A 24,097-nucleotide genomic window follows, 5' to 3' on the forward strand; every position below is an offset into this window, starting at 1 on the left:
ATATCTTTCTTTTATATCAGATTAAGAAAAATAGTGTTCGCAAAGGTAATAAACATTTTGATTTTAAAACTAATTTTTCCACTTTATATTGCAACCGATACTCGGTTTTTGCAAAGGATTAACACTCCGATTGTATAATAAAGAATCAATGGCACCGCGTAAATCATTTCCGTTGGTTGGAATGCCGTTTTTTGGGCGTGAATCATCTAACTGTCCGCGATAAACCAGCTTGTTTTGTGCATTGAATAAATAAAAATCGGGTGTACAGGCAGCATCGTACTTTTTAGCAGTTTCTTGGGATTCATCATACAGATAAGGAAAACTGAATTTATTGTTGAACGCAAATTCGGTCATTTTATCAGGTGCATCTTCCGGATAGTTCAAGACATCATTGCTTGATATTGCCACAAAACCAATTCCTTGAACTCGATAATCATTTGCAACACGGATAATTTCTTCAATAACATGCAGTACAAAAGGACAGTGGTTGCAAATAAACATAACCACAGTTCCGTGATTTCCTTTTACATCATTAAACGATTTCCATTCGTTACTGTTAGTATCGGGCAGAAAAAAATCGGGTGCTATGGTGTCAAGCGCTAACATGTTTGATGGTGTACGAGCCATTTTGTTTGAGTTTTATGCTAATGTAAAATAAAAAAGCCAACTGTAAAAAGCTGGCTTTCAAAATATGTTATGTATCTACTAATAATAAATGTATCTGCGTACTTTAGCAATGTGTTTTGCTAAGCGGATAACTTGGTGGCTGTAACCATATTCGTTATCGTACCAAATGTATAATACAATGTTTTTACCATCGGCAGAAACAATTGTAGCATTAGAATCGTAGATTGCTGGAGCTGATGTTCCAACGATATCAGAAGATACCAATTCGTTGTTTAACGAGTATTTAATTTGTTCTACCAGTTCACCTTCTAAAGCGTATTGTTTCATCATTCTGTTTAAATCTTCAATAGAAGTTTGTTTACCAACTTCTAAATTCAATACAACTAATGAACCGTTTGGAACAGGAACACGAATAGCGTTTGATGTTAATTTACCAGCCAAACTTGGTAATGCTTTTGCAACTGCAGAACCCGCACCGGTTTCGGTAATTACCATGTTTAAAGCTGCTGCTCTACCACGGCGGTATTTTTTGTGCATGTTATCAACCAAATTTTGGTCGTTTGTATATGCGTGGATTGTTTCTAAATGTCCTTTTACAACACCTAATTCTTCTTCAACAACAGCTAAAATCGGCGTAATAGCGTTTGTTGTACAAGATGCTGCAGACCAAATCGGAGTTTCATCAATGTTATAATCGTCATGATTTACACCATAAACAACATTTGGAACACCTTTACCTGGCGCAGTTAATAAAACTTTTGTTGCACCTTTTGATTTTAAGTGACGCGATAAAGCTGCTTCATCTTTAAAAACACCTGTGTTATCAATAACCAAAGCGTCGTTAATTCCGTATTGAGTATAGTCGATATCTTCTGGTTGCGCTGCAGAAATCATACGAACGGCTGAACCGTTAATGATTAAAGATTCGCTTTCTACATCAATTCCAACAGATCCTTCAAAATCGCCGTGAATTGAATCTAAACGTAATAAAGAAGCACGTTTTTCTAATGAAGCTTCATCGTTTTTATCACGCGTAACAATTGCTTTTAAACGTAATTGTTGTCCTTTACCAATTTTAGCCATTAATTCGCGCGCCAATAAACGACCAATACGACCAAATCCGTATAAAACAACATCTTTTGGTTGAATGCCTTTGTTTTCTTTAGCATCTTTTAATTTATCAACAACAAAAGATAAAGAATCATTGTATTTGTTGTCTTCTAAATGGAATTCATACGTTAATTTACCAATATCGATACGTGCCGGTGGTAAATCTGCAGTTAAAATAGCACGAGCAATTTCAACCGTGTCAAAAATATTGATTGGTTTTTCAACAAATTTTGCAGCGTATTCGTGTAAATTAATAATGTCGCTCACGCTACGGTCAATCAATTGGTTTCTAAATAATACCAATTCTATCGATTTATCGTACCATAAATCATTAACGATTTTAATAAACTCTACGCAAGCTTTTCTTCTGTCTGCTTGGAAAGCCAATTCTTTTTCGTATAAATTATTTTCCATTTGGGGTATAAATTGTGTTGTAATTTAAAAAGTTGTACAAAAATATTAAAATTTATGATATACAAGCACATATAATTAAAAAAGTAGATTTTAATTAAAAATCTACTTTTCTTTAGTTTATAAAATTAGTCGCAATCGTTCGCCTTTTGGCGTAATTAAATCAATACGAAGCTGTTGCTGGTTTAGTTTTGGTTTTAATTTATTTTAAATAATTAACAAAATATTTTGTTAATTATGATTTTTTAATTATATTAGCTTCATTATTAACCTTTTAAATTCACAATATGTTTAAAAAAGTATTATTATTTGCTACATTGTGTACACTTACAGCATGTAGCGGTGACATTTATGATGAAATTGATAATCAAAATGATCCAACAAATGGTCAAAACGCAGACAACAGCGGTATGCAAACCAACAGTTTTGAAGATGAGAACCCCGGGTGGATTGATTTAGGCGGAAGTCCATTTATCAACCCAGGTGCGGGTTACCAATCACCTTGGGATATCTGGTTTAGAAATGATCCTTTTACGCCCGTTTACACCTTTTCTAACAGAGGCGGTGGCGGGCACACCAGCCCTTTAAAACTGGAAATAATACCTTGGGTAGGGTTAGCTTATTTTGATGATAATGATGACGGTAATTACACGGATTTATATTTGGCACTGCAAACGGGTGGTACGGGGATTGTAGCTAATTTAAATAATGGAAATTATCCTAACTTGTATGCCCATAATCAAGAAGTAGGAAATTTCATTGCAGGTGATGCTATTATATTAGATGGATCGAATATAGATGAATCTGAATTAACAATCGCTTCAGATCCGGCAACTACCACAGATGAACATCTATTGGTAAATGCCGTAAATAAGCATCCAAGCGGGTATAATAACCTGGACAAAGTGTTCAGTTTTAGTTCTGCAACACCACAAGAGCAAGACTTACTTATGAAATACGGTAAAGTATTTTATTATGAAGTACGTATTACCGAAAGAGCATCCGGAGCACCTTACGGTACCTATTATGTACAATATAGAAATGAGTCTTTAGACAATATGTACCAAAATTACATCCAAATACCAGGATATGCATCAAATACTCCGCACGGTGGTAACGTCTATTATTACCTTAACCAAACTCCGGGTGCCCCAAATGAAACACAATGGGTAGCACCATACCCGGTTAGTGATTCTAATGGTAATCCTAACCCTAATTATATATGTAATTCACGTGAAGTTGTTATTGATCAAGTGTATCCCGATACTGAAATATTTAGTTATGGTGGTATAAATAATTGGAAAGTTACTGTGGGAATCCCAATTGGCAGTCATTTATGGCGAACATCGGGTCCTATGTTAATAGTAGGTCCAAATTAAACTAAAATATTTTTTTGGTTGGTATCAAAAATAATTAAATATAACATGTAGTACAGTATATGAAAAAAATATGTATTGATACCTAAAATTTATTTTTGCCACAGATACAAAGTAGTTTTTTTAACAGAAATACCCTGTTACAATAACAAGAAAAATTGTATCTGTGGTTTGTATTATTAAATACAAGTTTTAATACTAATAAAAAAAAGCTATGAGAACAAACATACTGTTTATTTTAACAATTTTATGTATAACGCAGCTAACTTATGCACAAGTGTTATACAGTGAAGATTTTAACAACCTTACCATTGGCAATGTTGGTACAGACGACACCGGTACTGTACCGGGAAAAGGCGGGTGGTACACAACTTCACATACTAACCCTACTCCATATACAGGCAATAACGATTTTAAAATTATAGTAGAATCCGGCAGGGGAAATGTACTGCAAGTAACAGGTCCTGGTGTTTCTGGGGGACGTAATGTTATAACGCTAAAAAATTTAGGGTTATTATGGAATAATAGAACTGCAGGAAACAATGTTTTAAAAATAGAATACGATTTTTTTACCGGAAATATTGTATTTTCTTCTAATTCAAATTCATTCTGGAATCAATTGGGTTTTGTTGGCGGTACTGTACCATTGATAATATATTATGCAAATGCTCCAAATTTAATTCGAGTTTCTTGTAGTACTTGTACGCCACCGCCCCATGGAGTGCGTGATATCTTGCAAAATACTGCTGTTCCAAGAAATACCTGGTTAAAATTTGAATTATATTTAGATTATGCTAACCAAATATCGTATTTTACAATTCCCTCTTTGGGAGTAAGTGGTACTTCGGGGTGGTTTTCTTCATCTAATTTTTCAGAAACACGGTTAATAGTAGAAACAATAGCATCAGTACAGGCTGTTCACAAGTTTGATAATCTAATTATTTCGGCGGTTGATACGGTTCCATTAAGCACACAAGATTTTATTTCTTCTAAATTCAACGTTTTTCCTAACCCTATGAATGATGTAGTTACAGTAACCAACAATGAAAGCATTAACATAGAGCAAATACAGGTTTTTGATATAAGCGGTAAAAGTGTAAAAACACATAGTTTTAGTAACGTAAACCAAGTACAGTTGAATGTAGAAAATCTGGCGAGTGGTTCGTATTTGTTACAAATAAAAACCGATAAAGGTATTGCTGTGAAGAAAATTGTTAAAAAGTAAATTTATATAAAACCGTGTTTATTAAAAAATACTAAAAATCGTCTTGTAATGATTAAAGACGATTTTTTAGTTGTTGTATGATTTAAAATTAGTTCAACAGTGTAGTTGAAAGTATTGAATTTATAATATCAGTCGCAATCGTTCGCCTTTTGGCGTAATTAAATCAATACGAAGCTGTTGCTGATTTAGTTTTGATAAAATTTCGTTTGCATGTTCGGTATTTTCAATTTTAGATCCGTTCACTGCCAATATAATGGAGTTTTTTAATTCGCCTTCGTAAGGTTTATAACGTTCGTTAGAAATTCCGTTGATTTTTACGCCATAATTTATACCTAACGCTTTTTGTTCTGTTGGCGATAAATTTTCGATTTCAAAACCGTTAAACTGAACTTGGGCAATTTCTTTTTTACTTAATCTAACCAAAAATTCTTCGTCTTTATTATTTCGTTTTAAAGAAACTTTTACTTCATCGTTCGGACGTTTGGTTGCAATAATGCTGTTTAAATCTAAAAACGAATTAATTCCTTTGTTATCAATCTTATAAATAATATCTCCTTTTTTAAGCCCGGCTTGTTCGGCACCCGAATTTTTTGTAACGCTTTCTACGTAAAATCCTTGTTTAAAATTCAATTTGTTTTCGGCAGCAACCTGACTGTTTATTTCGTAACCCTGAACGCCCAAAATTCCCTGCTGTACTTTTCCGTATTCCATTAAATCGTTCACAATTTTCCGAGCCATGTTTGAAGGAATAGCAAACGAATAACCAACATAAGATCCCGTTGCAGAAGATATCATGGTATTAATACCAATTAAATCGCCGTTGCCGTTTACCAATGCACCGCCCGAGTTTCCCGGGTTCACAGCAGCATCGGTTTGTATAAACGATTGAATTCCGTTTTCTGATAAATTCCGTGCCTTGGCAGATACAATTCCGGCAGTAACGGTCGATGTTAAATTATACGGATTCCCCACAGCCAAAACCCAATCGCCTACACTAATGGCATCAGAATCGGCAAAAGCAGCAAAAGGCAGTTTTTCGTTGGTATCAATTTTTAAAAGTGCAATATCCATTTTAGAATCAGTTCCAATCAACTTCGCTTTAAAAGTACGGTTGTCGTTCAACGTTATTTCCAGTTCATTTGCGTTTTGAATCACGTGGTTGTTGGTTACAATGTATCCGTCTTCAGAAATAATTACGCCCGAACCTGTACCAACTTGTGCGTAGGTTTTATTTCCGCCTTGGTATCCGTAAAAATATTCCATAATCGGGTTTCGCGGCGCATTTCTAAAAGATACATTTTTAACGTGCACAACCGCATGTATGGTTTTTTCGGCTGCCAATTTAAAATTCGGTGCTTCAAAAGCTGTATTTGCAACATTTCTAAATGGTGCGCTTGTTGTTATTGTGTTTGAATTGTTTAAGAAAGAATCTTCTTCAAAAAACAATTTGTACGATCCCAAAGTTACAACACCACTTAACAACGATGTTGCTAAAATAGTTCCTATATTTTTCATGTTTAAATAGAATGTTTGTTTATTTAACATTAAAATTAAAATATGTTTAAATAACAAAAAAGCAGTTTAACGCATGTTAACACAACTTAACGAAGCTTTAATAATTGTATATTTGTAGTATGAAAAACGTAACTTTTTTTAAATATCAGGGAACAGGAAACGATTTTGTAATGATTGACAATCGCACGGAGTTTTTCCCAAAGAAAAATGTAGAATTGATTGAAAAATTATGCGACCGAAGATTTGGAATTGGTGGCGACGGATTGATTTTATTGGAAAACGATGCTACTGCCGATTTTAAAATGGTGTATTACAATGCCGATGGGAATGAAAGTACCATGTGCGGCAATGGTGGTCGCTGTATTGTTTCGTTTGCTCATTTTTTAGGAATTTTTTCAAAGGATACTACGTTCAATGCGATTGACGGTCTGCATCATGCCACAATTAATGAAAATGGAATTGTTGCGTTACAGATGATCGATGTTGTAAAAGATACCATAAAAAAGGATACTGAATTTACGTTTTTGTTTACCGGATCGCCACATCACGTTGCAATGGTAAATGATATTCAAAATTTTAATGTTTTTGAAAACGGAAAGAATATTCGTTACAGTGATCAATACAAACCTGGCGGAACCAATGTGAATTTTGTTGAACAGTTATCAAACAATTCTTTTAAAATTAGAACTTACGAACGGGGAGTGGAAGACGAAACTTTGTCTTGCGGAACCGGAGCAACAGCTGTGGCAATTGCCATGAACAGTTTAGGTAAAACGGCTGCAAACAAAATAACTATTCAAGTACAAGGTGGTGATGTGCAGGTTACGTTCGATCAAAACGAAGAAAAATATTACAACGTAATGTTAACCGGTGCAGCCAAACAGGTTTTTAAAGGAGAAATTTCTATTGATTAATATGTTTTTAAAAGGAAACCAAGTTTATTTACGCGCATTGGAACCCGAAGATTTATCGTTTCTGTACGAAATTGAAAACGACGAAACTTTGTGGGAAGTCAGCAATACGCAAACACCTTATTCTAAATGGTTGTTGAAGAATTATTTGGAAAATAGCCATCAGGATATATACGAAGCCAAACAGTTACGATTAGCAATTGTAGAAAAATCGACAGATAATTTAATCGGATTAATCGATTTGTACGATTTCGATCCAAAAAACAGCAGGGTAGGATTGGGCATTGTGATTAAAAATCCTTCTGAAAGAAATAAAGGTTTTGGTAGCGAATCTGTAAAATTGCTTTTAGGTTACGCGTTTCAGGTTTTAAACGTGCATCAAATATTTGTTAATGTTGCCGAAACAAATAGTGCAAGTATCAAGCTTTTTTCTAATTTTGGGTTTGAAAAAATCGGAGTAAAAAAACATTGGAACAAAGTTGGTTCTGTTTATGTCGATGAAACGCTGTATCAATTAATAAATCCTTTAAATGAAAATTAATAAATTAGTAAGCTACGTTTCCATTCTCGGAGTTTTTGTAGCATTAATATTCGGATACATGTTGTACCGAAAAGCGTTTACGGCAAACACCAATTTTTCTGAAAAAAGCATCTACATTCTTGTTCCAACCGATGCTACTCATGCGCAGGTTCAAGATTCGTTGAAGAAATATGTAAAAGATTATGAATCGTTACAAGGGTTGTTTTCTAAATTAGGCGAATCGGCTACGGTTGAACCGGGAAGATATTTGATTGAAAACGGATACAATAATTACCGAATTATAAAATCGTTACGCCATAACGTTCCGGTTAAGCTGACTTTTAATAATCAAGAAACACTTCAGAAATTACTACAACGTATTGCATCGCAAGTTGAACCCGATGTTGCCGATTTGTATCAGTCATTCACAGAACCTGCTTTTTTACAAGAAATGGGTATGACCAAAGATAATGTTTTGGCAATGTGTATGCCAAATACCTATGAAGTTTATTGGAACAGTACGCCATTAAAGATTAGAAATCTATTGCAAAAATCGTATGTTCGATTTTGGAACGATGAACGCAAAGCAAAAGCACAAGCGTTGAATTTGTCGCTCGTTGAAGTTTCTTCATTGGCTGCAATTGTTCAAAAAGAAACGGCAAAAGTAGATGAACGCCCAAAAGTTGCAGGAGCTTACCTTAATCGTTTAAATAAAGACATGCTTTTACAAGCCGATCCAACAGTTGTTTATGCAAAGAAAGCTTTAAGTAACGATTTTGAACAAGTTATAAAACGCGTTTATTTAAAAGATTTGGTTTTAGATCATCCATTTAATACCTACAAATACAAAGGTGTTCCAAAAGGATTAATTGCAATGCCCGATGAAAGCTCGATTGATGCCGTGCTAAATGCTGAAAAACACAACTACATTTATTTTTGTGCAAGTGTAGAACGTATGGGTTATCACGAATTTGCAAGTACGATTGAAGAACATGCTGCAAACCGAGATAAATATACGGCTTGGTTAACAAAGAATAATATAAAATAAAAAGGTTGCTGTAAAGCAACCTTTTTTTAGCAATACCTGTTAGTGTTTGTGATTTTTATTTTAAAAGCCGACCTTTGCCAGCTCAATAAAAAATAAACACCATGAAAAAATGTTTGTTAGCTGCACTTTTAGTAGCAAATACAACTGCATGTTTTGCACAATCTACATTAGAAAATATTGGTAAAGTGAGTTTAGGTTTGCAAGGAGCCGAGTTTTCTTACGAACTTCCGTTAAGTAAAAGTTTGCTTTTAGAAAGTGCAGCCGGTTTAGGTGTGGGAATGGAAGTGGATCACAATAAAAGTACTTATAGTTTTTATTTGCTAGATCCTGTGCCATTTGTTTCTACAGAATTAAAATGGATCTACAATCGTGAAAAACGCGAAGCAAAAGAGAAGAATAATGCCAACAATGCCGGAAACTATGTAGGTTTACAAACAAAATACAGTTTTGGTCATCCTAATAGTCTTGCGCTAAACAAAGCTCTTTTAACCGATATTCATTGGGGATTGCAACGAAGTTTAGGTACAAAATTTACATTGAATACCAACATTGGTTTAGGTTATATGTACGATTTTGATACTACTTACGGAGATGTTGCACCTGTACTTCGACTAAAATTTGGTTACCGCTTGTTTTAATATACAATATCAGTTTCAATACATAAGTCATCATATTCATAAGCCAAAAAAACGTATTTTTGTGCTTCAAGAAATCAATCATGAACTATCTTTCAGTAGAAAATATATCAAAATCTTTCGGAGCACGCACGCTGTTTGAAGGCGTATCGTTTGGTATCAACAAAGACCAGAAAATTGCCTTTGTAGCTAAAAACGGAACCGGAAAATCTACCATATTAAGTATTATCAACGGATTGGATTTTCCCGATACCGGTCAGGTTGTGATCCGCAAAGGAATCCGTATGGAGTTTTTATCACAAGAACCTAATTTACAAGACGAATTAACGGTTGAAGAAAGCATTTTTGCATCAGATAACAAAATTCTGAAGGTTATTGAACGATACGAAAAGGCGTTGGAGAACATGGACGATCAAGAGGAATATCAATTGGCGTTCGACCAAATGGATCAATACAATGCTTGGGATTTTGAAACGCAGTACAAGCAGATTCTTTTCAAATTAAAGCTCGAAGATTTAAAAGCAAAGGTTAAAAATATGTCGGGTGGGCAGCGCAAACGATTGGCGTTGGCAATTATTTTGATTAATAAACCCGATTTGTTGATTTTAGATGAGCCTACCAATCACTTGGATCTGGAAATGATTGAATGGTTGGAAGATTACTTTGCAAAAGAAAATATTACGTTGTTCATGGTTACGCACGACCGTTTCTTTTTAGAGCGAGTTTGTAACGAAATCATTGAATTAGACAACGGAAAAATATATCAATACAAAGGAAATTATTCGTACTATCTGCAAAAGAAAGAAGAGCGTATTGCATCTGAAAACGCATCGATCGATAAAGCAAAAAACTTGTTTGTAAAAGAATTGGAATGGATGCGTCGTCAGCCAAAAGCACGTACTACCAAGTCAAAATCGCGTCAAGACGATTTTTATGTAATTAAAGATAAAGCCAATTCGCGCCGTAAAGAGCATGTTTTAGAGTTGGAGATCAACATGGAACGTATGGGATCGAAAATCATTGAAATGCACAATGTTTCCTTGTCTTTTAACGATAAAATAATCCTGAAAAACTTCGATTATCTGTTTAATCGTGGCGAGCGTATTGGTATCATCGGTAAAAACGGAACAGGAAAATCTACCTTTTTAAATATATTAACACAAACACTTCAGCCCGATTCTGGTAAAGTGGTGATTGGCGATACCATTAAGGTTGGTTATTACACACAAAGCGGCATCAACCCGAAACCCGAGCAAAAGGTTATTGATATCATTAAAGAATATGGCGAATACATTCCGTTGACAAAAGGCAGAACCATTTCGGCAGGACAGTTGTTAGAACGCTTTTTGTTCGATCGAAAAAAACAGCACGATTTTGTTGAGAAATTAAGTGGTGGCGAATTAAAACGATTGTATTTGTGTACGGTTTTAATTCAAAATCCAAATTTCTTGATATTAGATGAGCCTACAAATGATTTGGATATTGTTACGTTGAATGTATTGGAAAATTTCTTGTTAGATTATCCGGGATGTTTATTGGTAGTTTCGCACGACCGTTATTTTATGGATAAAATCGTAGATCACTTATTTGTGTTTAGGGGCGAAGGAGAAATTGAAGATTTTCCGGGCAACTATTCCGATTTTAGAATTTACGAAGATTCTGTAGAACCTGTAAAAGATGATACGTCGAAAGAAAAAGTAAACTGGAAAGATAATCAGCCTAAAAAATTTGGATTAAGTTTCAACGAACAAAAAGAGTTTTCTAAAATTGAACGCGAAATAAAAGATCTGGAATATCAGAAAAAGCAAATCGAAGACGGTTTTTCAAACGGAACTGTTTCTGATGATGAGATGATCTCAAAAGGATTAGAACTTCAAAAAATAATTGAAACTTTAGAAGAAAAAGAAGAACGCTGGTTTGAACTTTCTTCAAAAATGGAGGAATAGGTATCATTTCTCAAACACAGTTACTATTTGAATTTCTTTTGCAAGGATACAAACAAAAGCATAAAGCATTGATTTTTTTGTTGTTATAAGATTTTGTTAACAATTAACTCCAAAAAAGGCTCGCACTATGTACGAGCCTTTGTAAAATATGTTGTTATATCTTATAGTAAAGAATAAACAAATGTAGGGTGCCCTCTTTCTAAATTAGGCAACGCACCACCGGTCATTTTAATTTTGTAGATGTTTCCTGCCGGATCTTTCAATACAAAGAAAATATCAGTCTTTAACACGAACTGAGATACAGGATCTCCATTTGGACCAGGAGCACTTGTACCTCTCCATAATGATCCAATACCTCTTTGATCATTGATAAATTTAGATTGATCAACATTAGCCATTGTGAAAGCATCGTAAGAGAAATCAGCAGTAGAAACACTATATGCTAATGCTCCTCCTCTACTGTTATTCACAATAAAATCTGGATAGAAATATGGAATTAATTGTCCGCCACCCATATTAACTGTGTTTACAAAGGTAGTAAAGTTAATATCCCATTTTTCTTTTTGAGGTTCTACATTAACTGTAGCATTAGCCGTAAAGCTAAAGAAGTTAAAGTTAAAAGCAGCATTTTTATCAATTAAAACTTCATTGAATGTTGTAGCATTTAAATCAGCATATTGAAATTTATAACCATTACCATTTCTTAAAATTCTAACTTTTTTCCAACCTCTGTGAGATCCACTATCAGCAGACGGTTTTCCTAAATCCGGAGGTGTAGAACCTGGATTGCTACCTAAATTAATTAAGTAAACAGAGTTTTCAGCATCGTTAGCTGAAACTTCAGCAATTGCAGTTTCAGTAATTACACCTGTTGGATTATCAACTTGATTAAGATTGCCTGATCCTTGAGAAATTAACATGGTATTATCTTCTGCCACAACAGCTGCAAGATTTGTACTATTTAAAGATTTTACAGACATTTTCACAGAATTATTCAAGATAACTCTAAATTCGTTACCTGAATAAAATCCTAAATCCCAAGAAACACGTGGTACAGTTGTCATTGCTCCACTACTTAAATCGATATAAACTTGGTTAGCTTGTGAAGGACCACCAACTTGTGGAGCTAACGATCTACCTGTAAGTGCCGTTTCGTTAAAATTTAAAACCGTGGTGTTGTTTCCTGTAATCTCATAGTTAGTTGAGATTGCATTAATTGTATATTTTACATTTTTAACCTCACCTTCAACTGCAGGAACTAATTTATTGAATTTGAAAATTACTTTAGATACACCAGCTTCAAACGGAACAGTTAATGTTGATGCAGATCCTGTTGGGTTTGTCGTGTAATCAATACCATATTCAGCTTCGGTTTCAGTTACGCCTAATGTAATAGTTCCTGCTGCTGTTGTAGCTTTTGAGAAAGAAATAACAACATCTGTTACATCTTCGGTTAAATTTGCAGACGGAACAGCAAAACTTACTGCAAGTGCTCCTGAATCTACTCCATCATCATCTTTACAAGAATAAACTGCTAAAATCAGAAACGAAAAAAATAATAAATACTTCTTCATGATATAATTATATATTAAAAATTAAGATTGTACGTAAGTTTTACGAAATATGATCTACCAACACCTAACAATGTTGTACCCGATGCTGAATGCGCTCCGCCTCCTATACTAGATGTAGTAGAACGTTGAAGTGTTACTACATTTAAAAGGTTACGTGCACCAATCATTGTTTCGAATTTCCCGTTGAAAAAAGTTCTTCTAACTGATGCGTCAAGCCAATTATATGCTTCCAATTCCGACAAAACGAAATTTGATTCACCTGGAGAAGAAACGTCAACAAACTCTTGTGTTTTTCCGTTATGTTTAAAATACACAGTAAACTGAGTCTGATATTCTGGCAACTGATAGCTTAAGGCTGTGTTTATATTTAAGGTGTATAAAAAACGGTCATCTGAAGTAGATCCGGAAACATTATTAGTAAGCTGCTGTGAAATACCAATTAAAGACAAGCCTGCAGCAAAATTCCAATTTTTGTATCCTATACGATTTTCTGCTGCTATATTCCACATTTTATATGTATCAACGTTAATATACTTGTAAGAAAGTATAGGCTCTTGACTTATTAACACCGTGCTAATTCTATCGTCAACAAACATTAATCCCGAACTTATAGAATTATACATTGTTAATCCGGATTTAAAAAAGGTATTCTTTTTTATATTTGCTTCTATATAGTTACTTTTTTCGGGTATTAAATCTTGATTTCCTTGGATATTATGATTTGAATCTACCATATAGGTGTACAATTCATCGAAATTTGGTGTACGGTAAGAATATCCGGCAGATAAACGTGCTTCAATTCCCTTATCAAACAAATAACGAGAACCAATGGAGTAAGAATACTGATTGTCGAATTTAGACTGAAACGAATACCTTATACCAGGACGTAGAGAAAAACGATCGGTAAAATTTAGCTCTGCAATAGCATATACATCGTAATTTTCTAATCGCTTACGTATACCGTTTGCTTGATTTTCTTTATCTAAAAAAACGCCGGTACTTGCATTTGCAAAACTATTTTCACTTACTAATTCATATCCTAACTGTAAATCAACTTTTTTACTTTTAGTTATATTTGTAAGGGTACCAGTTGAATATAAAACATCTTTAGAATGATAAACATTTCTATTATTTTCACGTTCTTTCTTATCGGCATAATGATAATCAAAAAGCTCTTCATCGCGTTGTTGTTTTTGATGAGATAACGACACGTTAAAAACTAAATCGTTAAACAGCTTTCCGTAATAATTTAAGTGTTGAAAATATCTGTTAGTTAAAAATCGTTTATCGCGAGAAAAATAAGTTTCTGGAAACGGATAATTAACAATAGGCACTACAATTGGGTTATAAAAGGTTATTGTTTCATTTAAATAATCGAATTTATAAAAAATTCTAGTTTCCCCTTTTTGATATCCTATAGTAGTATTCGTGGTTAATTGTTCTTTGGGCAATTGTGTAAACCCTCTCTCGCCATTATTAATAGGATAATCAATACCTTTTCTATCATCAAAAAAACCTCTTTTGTCATTGCGGTTTACACCAATAGATGCATACCAGTTTTCAGATAAATTGTGAGATGCTTTAAAACTTTGTATGTGTCTACCTTTATCAAAAAAAGAAAATTCTTTACCTAATGTTTCTTCTTGTACACTCGCAGATAATTCCCAATCGTATTTAGAACTCTTTTTGGTAATGATGTTTAAAATACCACTTACGGCATTCGCTCCGTGTGTTACTCCCATTGATCCTTCTATAATTTCAATGCGTTCAACATTATCTAAGTTAATCTGGGTTAAATCTACATTTGTACCTAAACCGGTATCACTTACTACGGGAATATTATCAATAAGAACCTTAAAATATTGTGAATCTAAACCAAATAATGAAGCCGAAGATTTACCGGACTGTTCGTTTGAACTTACACTTATATTTAAATATTGGTTAAGTACATCGGTTAAATTATTTGCAGCTAAATTCTTAATATCCGCATCAGAAATAACTCTTACATTATGTACCGATTTTTTTATTGATTGAGGTTCAAATTGTCCTGTAATAACTAATTCTTCAAGTCTTGTGTCTTCAATACTTTGATCTAATGAATCAACCTGTGCATTCATTACAAATCCGTTCACACAACACAAGGAAAAAATTAAAGATTTAATTCTCATTATTTTTATTTATTCTGTTTAAATCACGGTGCAAATATATTAAGTTATTTTTATTTGTTCTAAATAAAATATTCTTTTTTAAAAAAAAACCGCTATTTTTGCACCGTAAATAATAAGTTAAACCTTTTATTAAACCGAATTTATGAAGAAATTTTTCTCAGTACTTGCTTTAGCAATTGTTGTTGCAAGCTGTAATAAAAAAGAAGAAAACAAAACAACAACTACAGAAACAGATACTGTTGCAACAGAAATTAAAACAGATCGTATTGTATCGTTAAACGGAGCTGTAACTGAAACGTTGGCAGCTTTAGATGTTGCCGGAAACATTGTTGGTAGAGATGTTACTTCTACTTTTCCTGCAGATTTAAAAGCTACCGATTTAGGTCACGTACGTTCAATTACTGCAGAAAGTATTTTGGCTTTACAACCAAGTGTGGTTTTTGGAACTACTAAAGATGTGAACCCGAACTTAAACGAGCAATTGAAAAAAGCAAATATTCCTTTAGTATTGATCGATCAGGAATACAGCATAGACGGAAGTAAAAAATTAATTACCGAAGTTGCTACAAAACTTAAAAAAGACAATTATCAGCCACTTTTAGATAATATTTCTAACAAAATGGCTAACGTTAAAGCATTCGATAAAAAACCTAAAGTATTGTTTATTTACGCTCGTGGCGCAGGTAACTTAATGGTTGCAGGTGCGGGAACTCCTTTACACAGCATGATTGAATTAGCTGGTGCAGAAAATGCTGCTGCTGCTTTAACAGATTTTAAACCTTTAACTCCAGAAGCTTTATTAACTACAAACCCAGACGTTATTTTAATGTTTGATAAAGGTTTACAAAGTTTAGGCGGTGTGGACGGTTTATTAAAAATTGAAGGTATTGCTACAACAAACGCAGGTAAAAACAAAAAAGTGGTTACAATGGACGGACAATACCTTTCAGGTTTTGGTCCTCGCGTAGGTGACGCTGTTGTAGAATTACATAACAAATTACAATAATGAAGAAAAAAGTTGCTGTTTACAAAGTTGCGTTCTTTATAGTATTACTTGTTGCTTTAGTAACGGCATTATATTTAGGTGCTTATGATTTCAACCAATCGGTGTTTGAAATTGTAAGCACCTATTTTAATACAAACACCCACACAGCCGATTCTTTTGTTTTAATAGAATTGCGTATTCCGCGAATATTAATGGCAATTTTAACCGGAGCTGCCTTGGCTATTAGCGGAACAAGTTTACAAGGATTATTTAAAAATCCATTGGCATCGCCCGATTTAATTGGTATAACATCTGGTGCCGTCTTATTCGCAGCTTTAACAATCGTGTTCGGATCTGCTGTAATGCACCTGCTACCGGCATTTTTCCGTTACGTTTTATTAAGCGTTATGGCGTTTATCGGTGCATTGCTAACTATGTGGTTTGTTTACAAAATGGCAACATCAAACGGTAAAACGCACATTTTAATTTTATTGTTATCGGGCGTGGCAATTACGGCATTAACAGGTGCTGTAACGGGTTTTTTAACTTATATATCAACCGAAGAAGAACTGCGAAACATCACTTTTTGGTCTTTAGGAAGTTTAGCCGGATCAAATTGGTGGAAAGTCTGCTTGGTTTTTATCGTAGTATTACTAGGAAGCATTCGTTTATTATCAAAAGGTAAAATTTTAAATGCTTTAATGCTGGGCGAAAAAGAAGCAGCTCATTTAGGATTCGATATCGAAAAAACCAAACGCGAAATCATCATTATTGTATCATTAATGGTAGGCTGCGTGGTAGCTTTTAACGGAACAATTGGCTTTGTTGGATTGGTAGTTCCTTATATTTTAAGATTTGTTTTTAATTCTAATTACAATATTTTACTACCTTTATCAATGCTTTTAGGAGCGGTAATTCTTTTAATTGCCGATACCATTAGTAGAACCATTGTTATTCCTGCCGAACTGCCAATTGGTATTTTAACTGCCATTATGGGTGCGCCTGTATTTATTTCGATCTTAATTAATTATAAAAGAAAATTAAAATGATAAAAATTCACGATTTAAGCTTTCAAATTAAGGATCGATTTCTTTTAAAAGATATTAATTTAGAGATAAATAAAGGAGAATTAATTGCTATTGTAGGACCAAACGGAGCCGGAAAATCGACATTCTTAAGCTGTGTTGCAAACGAAATTCCTTATCAAACAAAACATTTTTCTTTTAAAGATAAAGATGTTAAAAGTTACAAGCGCAGTGAAATTCCGTTACACAGAGCCAAATTTTCACAACATCAATCAAACGAAATCAACTTAAAAAACGAGGAAATCGTTTTAATGGGACGTTATCCATATTTTAAAACAGAAGCCGATTTAAGTGATTTGGAGATAGTAGAAAAATGGATGGCAAAAACCGAAACAAGTCATTTAACAGATCGTGAATACGAACAACTTTCGGGTGGTGAAAAACAACGTTTGCATTTAGCCCGCGTCTTTGCCCAACTTGAAAATAACGTTGAAAACAAACTCCTTTTGTTAGATGAACCTTTGAATAATCTTGATGTAGCGCATCAGTTTAAAACGCTTCATTTAATTAAAGAATTCACAAATCAAAACAATTCGGCATTGGTTGTTTTACACGATTTAAACATTGCCTCGCAATTTGCAGACCGATTAATTTTAATGAACAAAAGTTCTATTGAAATGTTCGATGAACCTAAAAAAGTACTTACACAAGAACGTATTTCGCGCGTTTATCAATATCCCTGCATCATTACACCTCATCCCGAAAACCAACAACCAATTATATTATTCGGATAAATCTAATCAACAATGAATACAACTGAAAGTTTAAAAGCACAATGGGACACGCTTAAACAAGAGCAACCTCATTTAAGAATACGCAATGCCGCACAGAAATTAGGTGTTAGCGAAATGGAATTATTGGCTACAAACATTGGCAGCAACGTAACGCGTTTACGTCCGGAATTTAAAGAAATTTTGTCAGAAATTGAATCGTTAGGCAAAGTAATGGCTTTAACACGTAATGAAGAATGTGTACACGAACGCAAAGGAATTTACGCAAACGCAGATTTTTCTAATCCGCATGCAGGTTTATTTGTGAACGAAGATATTGATTTAAGAATCTTTTTATCACATTGGAAAAAAGTTTTTTCTGTTATTGAAGAAAACGCACGCGGAACATCAAGAAGCATTCAGTTTTTTGGAAAAGACGGCGATGCAATCCATAAAATATTTTTAACTGCTGATAGTAATGTTGAAGCATTTGAAGCTTTAGTTGAAAAATACAAAAGTGAAGATCAGCAACCGTTTGAAACATCTGAAGCTTACGAATTAAATTTAGACGAAAAACCAGACAACGAAATTGATGTGGATGGTTTTAAACAGGCTTGGTTAGAACTAAAAGATACGCACGACTTTTTTATGATGTTGCGCAAATTTGGTGTTAGTCGTACACAGGCATTACGTTTGGCTCCGTCTGATTTTCATGCAAAACAAATTTCTAAAGATGGAATTGTTACCATGTTAGAAGAAGTTACTAAAGAGAAAACACCAATCATGGTTTTTGTGGGTAACAAAGGAAACATTCAAATACACACAGGTCGCGTACGTAAAACTATGTGGCACCAAGAATGGTACAACATTATGGATCCTGATTTTAACCTGCATTTAGATATGAGCAAAATTGCACAAACTTGGGTGGTACGTAAACCAACCGAAGACGGTGTAGTTACGGCTATTGAGGTTTTCAACGAAATGGGCGATATTATTGTACAGTTCTTTGGAAAACGCAAACCAGGAATTCCTGAATTGGATATCTGGAGAGAAACTGTGGAAAAATTGAATTAATAAAACAAAACATAGTTATAGTATTCAATTCTAATTTAATAGAAAAAGTTCGATACAATATCGAACTTTTTCTATTAATAACAATTCCTAAAAGATTAGACTTTTATTGGTTAACTTGATTATTTGATTCCCAGTATCTTTTTCCAAAGTGGTTTTTGTTCAACTTTTGCTCCGTAACCATAGCCATAGCCATAGCCATAACCTTTTGTGACGTCAGAGTCATTTAATACCAGTGAAAGTTTGTTCAGTTTCTTATCTCTGTATAATTCGTTAGGAATTCTCAGCATATCTTTATCAATCTTATTGGCTCTAACCACATAAATCGTAGCATCTGCATATTTACTAATTAATAAAGTATCTGTAACCAAACTAACAGGAGCGGTATCAACAATAATATAATCGTATTGGGTTTTTAAGGTGTCAAAAACCTCTTTTATTTTTTTGTTCATTAAAATCTCTGTTGGGTTAGGAGGGATCGACCCTGATGACAACACATCAAAGTTTTCATAACCTTCAACAGGAGAAATATAATCATTCAAAGATTTATTGTTTGATGTTATGTAATTAGAAATTCCTAAAGGATTTACTTTTACATACTCATATAATTTTGGATTACGTAAATCTAAACCTATCAATAAAACTTTTTTGCCTGAAAGCGAGAATGTTGCTGCTAAATTTGCCGATACAAATGTTTTACCTTCACCAGAAATTGTTGAGGTTAAAAATATAACTTTACATTCGTCTTCTGCTTTCTCTGATAATATAAAATCTAAATTTGTTCTAACAATACGTACCGCTTCGGCTGCACTTGATCTGCTGCCTATTTCCATTAATTCACCACTAGATTCTGATGTAGGTATATCTCCCAAAAACGGAATATCTGAATTATCAGTAACATCAAATCTGTTTTTGATTTTCGTGTCTAACAGGTTTGTAATATAAATTACAATGAAAGGAATTATTGCTCCCAATACTAAAGCGACCAGCAAAATAATCATTGTTTTAGGGGCAACCGGCTTATCTGTAGCAATAGCTTTATCAATCACTTTTGCGTTCATGTCGGTTGCTGCAAGCGTAATATTGGTTTCTTCGCGTTTTTGGAGTAAAAACAAGTATAAAGCTTCTTTTACTTTTTGCTGACGATCAATGATTCTAAATTCTTTTTCTTGACGTGGAACTTGCGAAAGTTTTGCCTGCATCTCGTTTTCTTGACGCTTGTAATCAGTTTTTACAATTTGTAACGAGCTTAAATTTCTTCTTAAGCTTGCTTGTAAATTTGATTTTAAAGCACGAATTTGCTCTTCTAAAATGATATAATTTGGGTTTTCTGCTGTCGCGTTAACAGAAGCTTTTTGTTTTTGAAGAATCAACTGATTAATTTCTTGAATCAAACTTTCAGAACCTGCATCATCAGTTAATAATCCTCCAGGAACCAAATCATCATATTTTGTTCTGCTGATATGGCGAATTAAATCGTTAACAACATTGATCTTTGTTTCATTCTCTAAAACCGATTTTTCAAATGTTGATAAATTATCTAAATATAATTTAACTTCAGTTTCAATGTCTGATAAATTATTAGCGTTTTTATAACCTTCTACCTGCGATTCTACATCGCCTAATTCTGTTCCAATTAATGTTAATCGATCCGAAATAAATTCAGAAGTATTTTCTGATATAAAACGTTTGTCTTTTATTCCACCTAAATTGTAGTTGTAAACCAACGTATTTAAGAAATCGGCAGCTTTTTCCGGAGTTTTATCAATAATCGAAACATCAATAACGCTTGATGTTTTGCTAGCTGGTGCAACGCTTAAGATTTTTTGATAGCTTTCGGCGTGTTGAAACTTAGGATACACATTAACTTTAAGTTCATTAACTTTGTTCAATGATCCGATTTTGTTAACAATAAATGATCCAAATTCGCTAGTAATACTTTTGCCAAAAGTAGTATTTCCTATTTTAGTGTCGTTTACAGAAACATCAAATGTATTACCATTAATATTATGTAATTCAATAGTTACTGTTTTTGCAATTTGCTCATTATTCCATACAACCTGAATAGGAGATTTTTTATACAAATCTTTTTCGATAACTTCAGATGCATCTAAATATTGTATGTTTAAGTTTAAAGAATCTAACGTATTGTAGATTAATGTTCTTGATTTAAGAATTTCAACTTCGTTTTCAATATTGTTCTTAGAATTACCAAGCAAGCTCATTTCTGAAAAAGCACTTAATTGGTTTGCTAAATCGTTACTTTTTTCGTCTTTAATCAAAATTTTTGTAGCAACACTATAGCTTTTTGGAGTGAATTTTAAATACATAAATGCCAGAATAAGTGAAACAAAAACACTTAAAACAAACCACCTCCAATGTGTTAAATACTTAAATAATTCTTCTTTTAAGTTTATAACGTTGTCTTTTTCTTCAGTCATTATTTGTTAGAATTTGTAAGTATAATGGCTACTGTGGTTAATAATAAAGATATTGCCGATAAATAAATTGAAATGTTTGGACCAACTGCTGATGAATTAACAGCTACTTTATTAGGTTCTACATAAACAACATCGTTTTGTTTTAAATAGTAAAAATCAGAATTAATGAAATCAGCCTTGGTTAAATCAACGCGATGGTGTTTTATTTCTCCGTTTTCTTCACGCAAAACCAAGATATTATCACGTTTACCGTAGGTTGTTAAATCGCCCGATAGTGAAATTGCTTCTAACAACGTAATTCTTTCTGATGTAACGCGGTGCGTTCCCGGCATTTTAACTTCGCCCTGAACCGTTACCTTATAATTCATAATACGTAAATTAACGATTGGGTTTTTTACGTATTTTGAAATTTTTGTTTGTAAATCTTGAACAATTTGCTCTTTTGTTTTATTGCCAACATCAATTTTTCCTAAAGTAGGAAAATCAATATAGCCTTTATCATCAACCAAATACAATTGTTGTTGCATTTGTCCGCCACCAGCTTGATTCATTGGATCAACACTTAAATTGGTAGTTAAGTTAAAAGGTTGTACTGCTAATGGATCTTGTGCAGAAACAATGATCATTAACAAATCGTCTGGATTAATTTTTGTTTCAAACTTTTTGTTAACAATTTCTGTATTGTCAATTCCTTGATAATAGGCAATTTTTTCTCTTGATGCGCAGGAAGTCAACAAAACAGTGGCAACTACAATAGGTAAAATTATCTTCTTCATAAATATTTAATCGAGTTTTTCAAAAGTAGAATTTAAGCTTTTAAATTCGGGAACAATTTTTTTCATTGTTGCAACGGTATCTAAAACTAAATATGCTGCTGATAAATGCTTTAATTCTTCAATTTGATTTGAAATAAATTCGTAATCTTCATTTATATCTTGGGCAATCATAATCTTTTCGTGGTGTGTAGGTAATGTTGTAGCACTGTCATTTAACAGCTCTTCGTACAATTTCTCGCCTGGGCGTAAACCTACAACTTTAATTTCGATATCCTTTTCAGGTTCCAAACCGGCTAATTTAATCATTTTTGTAGCAAGGTCGATAATTTTAACAGGTTTGCCCATGTCAAAAATATAAATTTCACCTCCGTTACCCATTGATCCTGCTTCTAAAACTAACTGACAAGCTTCGGGGATTGTCATAAAGTATCGAATAATATCAGGATGCGTAATGGTTATTGGTCCGCCGTTCTCTATTTGCTTGGTGAATAATGGTACTACCGATCCGTTAGATCCTAATACATTTCCAAAACGAGTAGTAATATATTTTGTTGTGTTGTTGTTTTCTTTTTTAAGTTTCTGCGCCAAAGATTGAACATACTTTTCGGCAATGCGTTTGCTGGCACCCATAACATTACTTGGGTTCACGGCTTTATCTGTAGAAACCATTACAAAGCGGTCTGCTTTGTATTTTAAGGATAAATCTGCCATGTATTTACTACCTAAAACATTAGTAAAAATTGCCTGTTGCGGATTCATTTCCATTAAAGGTACATGTTTGTAAGCGGCAGCATGATATACAATATCCGGATTGTAATCGTTAAAAACGCGTTCTAACGAATCATAATTTCGTACATCGGCAATGATACAGATAATTTCTGCATTGGTAGTGCATTTTGAAATTTCTAAAGAAATATGATGTAATGGAGTTTCGGCTTGATCTAATAAAATAAGTTTTTTTGGATTAAAAGCGGCAACCTGCCATACAATTTCGCTTCCGATAGATCCGGCTGCACCTGAAACCAAAACAACTTTATCTTTAATTTGATCTGATATCTGGTTGTTGTTTATTACAATTGGTTTACGTTCTAAAAGATCTTCAATTTTTATTTTTCGGATATTTGAAGCAACTTTTTTCTGGTCGTTTATATCAGTTAAACGTGGTAAATTGTAAACTTTAATATTGTAATTTAAACAATCTTCAATAATCTCTATCTTTTCATCTTTTGTAAGATTTTCATCGGCAATAATTAAATTGTTTGCACCTAACGATCTTACTAAAACCGAAACCTTACGTGTTTTTCCGATTATTGGAATATTTAAAATTCGGTTATATGAATTTTTAGCATTAGGATTTATAAAACCTTGCAGTTTATATTTCTTTGGAATTTCAGCTGTAATAGCATTTGCAATAGCAATAGCGCGTTCATCGCTTCCGTAAATAACTGTTTTTATGTAATGTTGACTATCGTTAGAATATTCTGAAAAGAAATCGAAGCAAACTTTTACAAGTAATCTAAAAATAACCAGTAAACCGTAAGTAATTGCAATACTGATTAATAATTGTGTGTTTAAAAATAACCTGCCGTCATAAATTAAATCTACAACTGTATTGGTTATATACAAACCTAAAAAACACAACAATTCTACAAAGAATAGTTTTGCAGCATCATTCAGTGTCGTATGTCTTACAATTCCGGTGAAAGTTTTAAAATACCAAAACGCACAAAGATGTGTTCCAAGAAAGAGTGCAAATACAAAAGGAGTCTGAATAATTGGCATATAATCTATACCTACGCCCTTTAAAATAAAGTGCGTTATAACAACAGAAAAAATTACAATAGCAATATCAATAGAAAAAATAATCCATCTAGGCAGGTATTGAATTGTTTTCAGGTATGAAAAATTCTTCTGTATTTTTTTTGGCAATGTCATAACAATTTTTAAAAAAGATTCCCCCTTA

Annotated in this window: 19 protein-coding genes; 11 read left to right on the top strand and 8 right to left on the bottom strand. The window is 33.4% G+C overall.

Annotated elements, in window-relative coordinates; genetic code table 11:
* Window positions 1-69: 69 nt before the first annotated feature.
* Window positions 70-627 carry a thioredoxin family protein gene (locus tag BM253_RS06640; protein WP_091521151.1) on the bottom strand — a complete coding sequence of 186 codons (558 nt, stop codon included), beginning with the start codon at window positions 625-627 and terminating at the stop codon, window positions 70-72.
* Between the two features lie 78 nt (window positions 628-705).
* Entirely contained in the window at window positions 706-2,151 is a 1,446-nt protein-coding gene (locus tag BM253_RS06645; RefSeq protein ID WP_091521154.1) for a glyceraldehyde-3-phosphate dehydrogenase, read from the bottom strand.
* A gap of 284 nt (window positions 2,152-2,435) precedes the next feature.
* Here BM253_RS06645 and BM253_RS06650 point away from each other — a divergent pair, with 284 nt between their 5' ends.
* Window positions 2,436-3,527, top strand: a complete 1,092-nt coding sequence (locus BM253_RS06650) for a hypothetical protein (protein WP_091521157.1) — start codon at window positions 2,436-2,438, stop codon at window positions 3,525-3,527.
* 211 nt (window positions 3,528-3,738) lie between these two features.
* Entirely contained in the window at window positions 3,739-4,749 is a 1,011-nt protein-coding gene (locus tag BM253_RS06655; protein ID WP_091521161.1) for a T9SS type A sorting domain-containing protein, read from the top strand.
* Between the two features lie 120 nt (window positions 4,750-4,869).
* Here the strand turns inward: BM253_RS06655 and BM253_RS06660 are convergent, their stop codons facing one another.
* The gene (locus BM253_RS06660) at window positions 4,870-6,264 is read right to left on the bottom strand and encodes a Do family serine endopeptidase (RefSeq protein WP_091521506.1); all 1,395 of its coding nucleotides are present in this window, start codon (window positions 6,262-6,264) and stop codon (window positions 4,870-4,872) included.
* 119 nt (window positions 6,265-6,383) lie between these two features.
* Between BM253_RS06660 and dapF the strand changes: the two genes are divergently transcribed.
* The 5 genes from dapF (at window position 6,384) to BM253_RS06685 (ending at window position 11,324) form a co-directional block, all read left to right on the top strand.
* Window positions 6,384-7,178, top strand: coding sequence for a diaminopimelate epimerase (gene dapF, locus BM253_RS06665; RefSeq protein ID WP_091521164.1), 795 nt, complete (start codon window positions 6,384-6,386; stop codon window positions 7,176-7,178).
* Window position 7,179: 1 nt separating this feature from the next.
* A complete protein-coding gene (locus tag BM253_RS06670; RefSeq protein ID WP_091521168.1) occupies window positions 7,180-7,716 on the top strand; it encodes a GNAT family N-acetyltransferase in 537 nt (178 codons plus the stop codon).
* Window positions 7,706-8,743 carry an endolytic transglycosylase MltG gene (gene mltG, locus BM253_RS06675; protein ID WP_091521171.1) on the top strand — a complete coding sequence of 346 codons (1,038 nt, stop codon included), beginning with the start codon at window positions 7,706-7,708 and terminating at the stop codon, window positions 8,741-8,743. The genes BM253_RS06670 and mltG overlap by 11 nt, the downstream gene beginning before the upstream one ends.
* Before the next feature lie 101 nt (window positions 8,744-8,844).
* Window positions 8,845-9,381, top strand: coding sequence for a hypothetical protein (locus BM253_RS06680; RefSeq protein ID WP_091521175.1), 537 nt, complete (start codon window positions 8,845-8,847; stop codon window positions 9,379-9,381).
* An 80-nt stretch (window positions 9,382-9,461) separates the two neighbouring features.
* The gene (locus BM253_RS06685) at window positions 9,462-11,324 is read left to right on the top strand and encodes an ABC-F family ATP-binding cassette domain-containing protein (protein WP_091521179.1); all 1,863 of its coding nucleotides are present in this window, start codon (window positions 9,462-9,464) and stop codon (window positions 11,322-11,324) included.
* Between the two features lie 161 nt (window positions 11,325-11,485).
* Here BM253_RS06685 and BM253_RS06690 read toward each other — a convergent pair whose 3' ends face one another.
* Window positions 11,486-12,898, bottom strand: coding sequence for an HmuY family protein (locus tag BM253_RS06690; RefSeq protein ID WP_091521183.1), 1,413 nt, complete (start codon window positions 12,896-12,898; stop codon window positions 11,486-11,488).
* Window positions 12,899-12,912: 14 nt separating this feature from the next.
* Window positions 12,913-15,066, bottom strand: a complete 2,154-nt coding sequence (locus tag BM253_RS06695) for a TonB-dependent receptor plug domain-containing protein (protein ID WP_091521186.1) — start codon at window positions 15,064-15,066, stop codon at window positions 12,913-12,915.
* Window positions 15,067-15,208: 142 nt separating this feature from the next.
* On the opposite strand from BM253_RS06695, the gene BM253_RS06700 reads away from it, so the two are divergent.
* The 4 genes from BM253_RS06700 to BM253_RS06715 are packed head-to-tail and all read left to right on the top strand — an operon-like array spanning window position 15,209 to window position 18,920.
* Window positions 15,209-16,072, top strand: coding sequence for a heme/hemin ABC transporter substrate-binding protein (locus BM253_RS06700; RefSeq protein WP_091521190.1), 864 nt, complete (start codon window positions 15,209-15,211; stop codon window positions 16,070-16,072).
* A complete protein-coding gene (locus tag BM253_RS06705) occupies window positions 16,072-17,100 on the top strand; it encodes a FecCD family ABC transporter permease (RefSeq protein WP_091521194.1) in 1,029 nt (342 codons plus the stop codon). The genes BM253_RS06700 and BM253_RS06705 overlap by 1 nt, the downstream gene beginning before the upstream one ends.
* Window positions 17,097-17,870, top strand: a complete 774-nt coding sequence (locus BM253_RS06710) for a heme ABC transporter ATP-binding protein (RefSeq protein WP_091521197.1) — start codon at window positions 17,097-17,099, stop codon at window positions 17,868-17,870. The genes BM253_RS06705 and BM253_RS06710 overlap by 4 nt, the downstream gene beginning before the upstream one ends.
* A gap of 12 nt (window positions 17,871-17,882) precedes the next feature.
* Window positions 17,883-18,920, top strand: coding sequence for a hemin-degrading factor (locus BM253_RS06715; RefSeq protein WP_091521201.1), 1,038 nt, complete (start codon window positions 17,883-17,885; stop codon window positions 18,918-18,920).
* A 119-nt stretch (window positions 18,921-19,039) separates the two neighbouring features.
* Here BM253_RS06715 and BM253_RS06720 read toward each other — a convergent pair whose 3' ends face one another.
* Genes BM253_RS06720 through BM253_RS06730 form a run of 3 tightly spaced genes read right to left on the bottom strand, consistent with a single transcriptional unit; the run spans window position 19,040 to window position 24,069 of the window.
* Window positions 19,040-21,358 (bottom strand): GumC family protein, encoded by a 2,319-nt coding sequence (locus tag BM253_RS06720; protein WP_091521204.1) that lies wholly within the window; start codon window positions 21,356-21,358, stop codon window positions 19,040-19,042.
* On the bottom strand, window positions 21,358-22,134 hold the full coding sequence (locus tag BM253_RS06725) for a polysaccharide biosynthesis/export family protein (RefSeq protein WP_091521208.1): 777 nt from the start codon (window positions 22,132-22,134) through the stop codon (window positions 21,358-21,360). Before BM253_RS06725 ends, BM253_RS06720 begins: the two co-directional genes overlap by 1 nt.
* A 6-nt stretch (window positions 22,135-22,140) precedes the next feature.
* Window positions 22,141-24,069: a polysaccharide biosynthesis protein gene (locus tag BM253_RS06730; protein WP_091521212.1), complete on the bottom strand. Its 1,929-nt coding sequence runs from the start codon at window positions 24,067-24,069 to the stop codon at window positions 22,141-22,143.
* Window positions 24,070-24,097: the final 28 nt, after the last annotated feature.

Origin of the sequence: Paenimyroides ummariense, assembly GCF_900115115.1 — a bacterium.
GTDB classification, from domain to species: Bacteria; Bacteroidota; Bacteroidia; order Flavobacteriales; family Flavobacteriaceae; genus Flavobacterium; species Flavobacterium ummariense.